Origin of the sequence: Alteromonas gracilis, assembly GCF_043642145.1 — a bacterium.
Lineage (GTDB): Bacteria > Pseudomonadota > Gammaproteobacteria > Enterobacterales > Alteromonadaceae > Alteromonas > Alteromonas gracilis_B.
The window spans coordinates 1-4,593 of record NZ_JBHZRZ010000025.1; the positions used below are offsets into that span (position 1 = coordinate 1).

7 protein-coding genes are annotated in these 4,593 nt (G+C 42.7%); 5 read left to right on the forward strand and 2 right to left on the reverse strand.

Going from position 1 to position 4,593, the window contains the following annotated elements:
* The first annotated feature begins 580 nt into the window (after window positions 1–580).
* From ACHUFN_RS20000 to ACHUFN_RS20020, 5 genes are all read left to right on the forward strand, one after another.
* Entirely contained in the window at window positions 581–1,096 is a 516-nt protein-coding gene (locus tag ACHUFN_RS20000) for a GIY-YIG nuclease family protein (protein ID WP_394224489.1), read from the forward strand.
* 388 nt (window positions 1,097–1,484) lie between these two features.
* Window positions 1,485–1,640 (forward strand): hypothetical protein, encoded by a 156-nt coding sequence (locus ACHUFN_RS20005; RefSeq protein ID WP_394224487.1) that lies wholly within the window; start codon window positions 1,485–1,487, stop codon window positions 1,638–1,640.
* 265 nt (window positions 1,641–1,905) lie between these two features.
* Entirely contained in the window at window positions 1,906–2,061 is a 156-nt protein-coding gene (locus ACHUFN_RS20010; protein ID WP_394224490.1) for a hypothetical protein, read from the forward strand.
* Window positions 2,062–2,251: 190 nt separating this feature from the next.
* Window positions 2,252–2,518, forward strand: coding sequence for a hypothetical protein (locus tag ACHUFN_RS20015; RefSeq protein ID WP_394224491.1), 267 nt, complete (start codon window positions 2,252–2,254; stop codon window positions 2,516–2,518).
* Window positions 2,493–2,828 carry a hypothetical protein gene (locus ACHUFN_RS20020; protein WP_394224492.1) on the forward strand — a complete coding sequence of 112 codons (336 nt, stop codon included), beginning with the start codon at window positions 2,493–2,495 and terminating at the stop codon, window positions 2,826–2,828. Before ACHUFN_RS20015 ends, ACHUFN_RS20020 begins: the two co-directional genes overlap by 26 nt.
* 986 nt (window positions 2,829–3,814) lie before the next feature.
* Here ACHUFN_RS20020 and ACHUFN_RS20025 read toward each other — a convergent pair.
* Together ACHUFN_RS20025 and ACHUFN_RS20030 are read right to left on the reverse strand one after the other, a co-directional pair.
* Window positions 3,815–4,108 carry a type II toxin-antitoxin system RelE family toxin gene (locus tag ACHUFN_RS20025; RefSeq protein WP_394224493.1) on the reverse strand — a complete coding sequence of 98 codons (294 nt, stop codon included), beginning with the start codon at window positions 4,106–4,108 and terminating at the stop codon, window positions 3,815–3,817.
* Window positions 4,098–4,346: a type II toxin-antitoxin system Phd/YefM family antitoxin gene (locus ACHUFN_RS20030; protein WP_394224494.1), complete on the reverse strand. Its 249-nt coding sequence runs from the start codon at window positions 4,344–4,346 to the stop codon at window positions 4,098–4,100. Before ACHUFN_RS20030 ends, ACHUFN_RS20025 begins: the two co-directional genes overlap by 11 nt.
* Window positions 4,347–4,593 lie beyond the last annotated feature (247 nt).

The window sequence follows — 4,593 nt, forward strand, 5'->3', positions numbered from 1 at the left end:
TCTTAATAGATGTATTGAATCAAAAAGTGGCGTATAACAAAAAAATTAAGTCACTCACTTCGTTCGCTGGGACGCATTCATGCGGGGCGGCTTCGCCATTATGCCCCACATGAATGCGCCCCTTATTTAAAAGTTAGTACCCAAAGAGTTGGAAGCAATGAAAGTCAGGCCATCCAAAAAACTTTATCTAAAAATGATGTGCAGTGTTTTGTTGCTTTGTATTGTTTTCGGCGGCACAGCTTTCGTATGGTCTACATCGGTATATGAATGCATTCCTATTTTCAGTTGGGAATTCTGCGGCTCTATCGGCCAAGCAGAGATTGTCTATGCCTTAATTGCGTTTGATTCGATTTTGGTGTTGTACATTGCGTCGCCGTTCATCACGTTTTTCAGTCTCAGCGAGATCATTAGAAATCGAAACAAAAATTATTAACTAAAAAGATATAAGGATGTTTACAGTTCATGGGTACTAACAAAACGCTCAAGCCACTCCCTTCGGTCGCTGGGACGCCTATACGCGGGGCGGCTTCGCCATTATGCCCCACGCATCAGCGCCCCTTAGCTTAAAGTTAGGGTACTTATGGAAGCATACGGTAAAATTAGAGTTCCCAAATCATTACGCACAGATATTGCCTCACTTTTGGATTATAGTGAAAATTACACAGGTGAGTCCTACGAGGAAGTTAATGCTAGTATAGAAAAGTTTGTTAAAGCCAATGATATTCCACGTAACTTGTATGTTATTCGTTGCGACGGAACAAATTACTACAAAATTGGTATAGCGAACGATGTTGTTTCTAGATTAAGAAATCATCAGACCGGATGCCCCTTTAAACTAAAAGAGATTTTTCATGTTGAATCAGACCTAGGGGATTATCAAGCAAGAGAAATAGTTTATCTCGAAAAGTTTCTTCATAGATGCTTCAAAAAACAAAAGGTCAGAGGTGAATGGTTTGAGCTCACGCATGAAGATTTATCTGACATAATTCAATTTTTAGAGTGTGACAGAGAATTGGAAGTATTTCATAACTCTCCTGCTGAACTTAATGCGCATGAAAAACGAATAGAGCTTCAGTTACAAAAAGACGGTTGGTAGTGTAAATACCCTAACAAACCGCTGTAGTCGGTCGCAAGCTCCCTGGGACAATAACACGTGGGCTGGGTCGCTTCGCTCCAAATTTTAGCCCACGTGTTATTGCCCCTAAGCGGGGTGTTATAAGGCGTCAGCCTAAACTTCGTTTGGCTTTATTAAGATCCCAGCGCAACTACCTTCACCTGTTTTTACTAGCATCGCTCTGGCTTGTGGTAGGTTCTATTCCGCCGCATTCACTTTAAAGGTGGTGTAATAGGCGCTCAATCTCCAAGTTCTTATTCTAAGCCAGCAAGCGCCATTACACTCGATAGCTCAGATAGCGGCTAGCTTCAGCCAAATCAAAACCATCACTGCTCAGTCGTTTTGCTTGTTTGTGTTAACAATCAATCGTATGCTGGCTTCAACAGTTTTTAAACAGACCAAAGGAACTGGCTCTGCTTCTAACAAAGCGCTAAAGACCACTCCCTTCGGTCGTTCGGACGCAATTACGCGGGGCGGCTTCGCCATTATGCCCCACGCAACTGCGCCGCTTAGCTTAAAGTTATAAGGCGTCAGCCTAAACTGCGTTTGGCTTTATAAAAATCTCAGTGCAACTACCCTCACCTGTTTTCATTAGCATCGCTCTAGCTTGTGGTAAGTTTAAATCCGCCGCTTTAACTTCAAAGGTGGTGTAATAGGCGCTTTATCACCAAGTTCTTATTTTAAGCCAGCAAGCGCCATTACACTCGGCAGCTCAGATAGCGGCTAGCTTCAGTCAAATCAAAACCATCACTGCTCAGTCGTTTTGCTTGTTTGTGTTAACAATCAATCGTATGCTGGCTTCATCAGTTTTTAAACAGACCAAAGGAACTGGCACTGCTTCTAACAAAGCGCTAAAGTCCACTCCCTTCGGTCGCTCGGACGCATTTACGCGGGGCGGCTTCGCCATTATGCCCCACGCAACTGCGCCGCTTAGCTTAATGTTATAAGGCGTCAGCCTAAACTGCGTTTGGCTTTATGAAAATCCCAGTGGAATTACCCTCTCCTGTTTTCATTTACATCGCTCTGGCTTGTGGTAGGTTTAAATCCGCCGCTTTCACTTTAAAGGTGGTGTAATAGGCGCTTTATCGCCAAGTTCTTATTTTGAGTCAGCAAGCGCCATTACACTCGGTAGCTCAAATGGCGGCTGGCTTCAGCCAAATCAAAAACATCAGTGCACAGTCGTTTTGCTTGTTTGTGTTAACAATCAATCGTATGCTGGCTTCATCAGTTTTTAAACAGACCAAAGGAACTGGCTCTGCTTCTAACAAAGCGCTCAAGTCCACTCCCTTCGGTCGCTCGGACGCATTTACGCGGGGCGGCTTCGCCATTATGCCCCACGCAACTGCGCCGCTTAGCTTAATGTTAGGTAAACCTGTATATGGAAATTTTGGTTGCTGTAATTAGCTTACTTGTTTTCGGGGTATTCCTCGCTGTAGCTCTAGCGCTATCTAGAGTTCCCGTTTTAGGCAACGCTTTAGATTTCTTTGCAGAATTAGCCAGCGGACCTCGCTTTGTATATCTTGCTTGGCCGTTTCTATTATCAACCGCTTACAGAAAAGAGTTAATTCTCGAGCATAGAAATAGAATTAAGTGGTTAGCTTGGGTAGAGTATTTTTTGGCAACAATTGTGTTTCTTGCAATTTGCGCCATTGGGCTTTTAATCATACACCACAATGTAAAGAGGCTCTTGCTGCAAGGTGCTCTTTTTGAGTAGTTTACCTAACAATCGCATAAACTCGCTCGCAAGCTCGCTGGGACAAAAACACGTAGGCTCCCTTCGCTTCGCTCTGTATTATAGCCTACGTATTTTTGCCCGTTATGCGGGCCGTTATCTGCAAGAATGAAAAGCATACTTTATTTCGTTGTTTTAATTGTATCTTTTGGACCATCTGCGATTTTACTAACCCTTGGGGTTATATTTAGTCCCGTTTGGCTCTACCAGCTATTCGAGAGTAAAATGGCAACGCTGCTCCCCTTCCTAATAGTAGTAGCTGGTCTTTTAGGCTTTTGGGGGATGCTCGCACTTAACAACCTGACACTTTATCCGCATAAGACAGATACTCCGCCTAATCGATTAATTGTTTATCTATCTTTAGGCTGTATAGCGTCATTTACTGCAACTGTTTTTGCGGCATATATAGATTGGCTTTTTGCTATTGCTATGTTTCTACCAATTCCAGTAACCGCTTGTCTTACATATCGCAATAGAGCATATTTCCATAAGCAGGTTTGCAGCTAACAAACAACTGTTGGCGCTCACTGCGTTCGCTGGGACACAAACACATGGGCTCCCTTCGCTTCGCTCGTTATTTTAGCCCATGTATTTGTGCCCCAAAGTTGGGCGTTATGCGTCACTTTAAATCGCTGTCTTTAAAGCGGTTTTTACTTCAAGCCTTTTCTTCAAATTAGCTTTTAGGCACAGTGGCGTAATTAAGTTTTAAGTTGGTCTTGGCTTTTCTTTTTTCAATTTAAGCTGTGACCAGAATCATCATTCACCAGTCGAACGCTTCTTTGCAATTTTGAGTTTGGTGAGTGTTTTTTTAATTTTAAGTTTGGCTTATTGGTGCAGGCGCAAGCGCTTTTAATTTTGTGTGTCAACGCATAACAAGGTCGTCAACGCGGACAAAAAACTGTTGGCTGTTACGCTTCGCTTCACATTTTAGCCAACAATTTTTTGCCGGTTACAACGGCGTTAAACCCTTATTCAGCATCAAGTCTCTTTAATGCTTTTTTGTAAGCCTCATTTCTTTCGCGTTTTCCAACTGCAAGCACTGTAACTACAACTACGTCATCAAGTACCTGATACACCAACCTATATCCAGATTGACGTAATTTTATTTTATAAACATTATCAGCACCTAACACTCTATCTGGGGCTACGTGTGGTATTTTTAATCTCTCTGCTAACTTCTTTTTCAGTTGCTGCTGCAAAGTGCTACCTAGTTTATTCCATTCTTTTAAGGCGCTTCTCTTAAACTCTAATTTATAGATCATCCAAATTCACCGAAACGCTATCCTCGCTTTGCCTTTCTTTAACAAGCTGTAGTAGTTCCAGATCCTCTAAACGATCCATCATTTTTTCGTAAATCTCAGCCGGAACACAATAGAACGCGGGCTCATTCCGATTCAATATGGCAACAGGATCGCCATATGCACTGCTTGCAACTTTCATAGGGTTTGCTTTTAGTTCAGTAATACTTGCAGCAACTTCTGCCAAAACTCTAGCCGCCATAACGGTCTCCTAAAAGGTCTTTAATTAGGTCATTTTAGGCTATCATTGCTGGTTTAACAAGCGCATAAACTCGCTCACTACGCTCGCTGGGACAAAAATACGTAGGCTCCCGGCGCTTCGCTTGGTATTGTAGCCTACATATTTTTGCCCGTTATGCGGGTGTTAGGTGCAGGACTTACCCAAACTTAGTGGACATCTCCTTTAGTTAGATAAGAGGTGACTTATGGCTAATAAAAAGAAGGTTCAT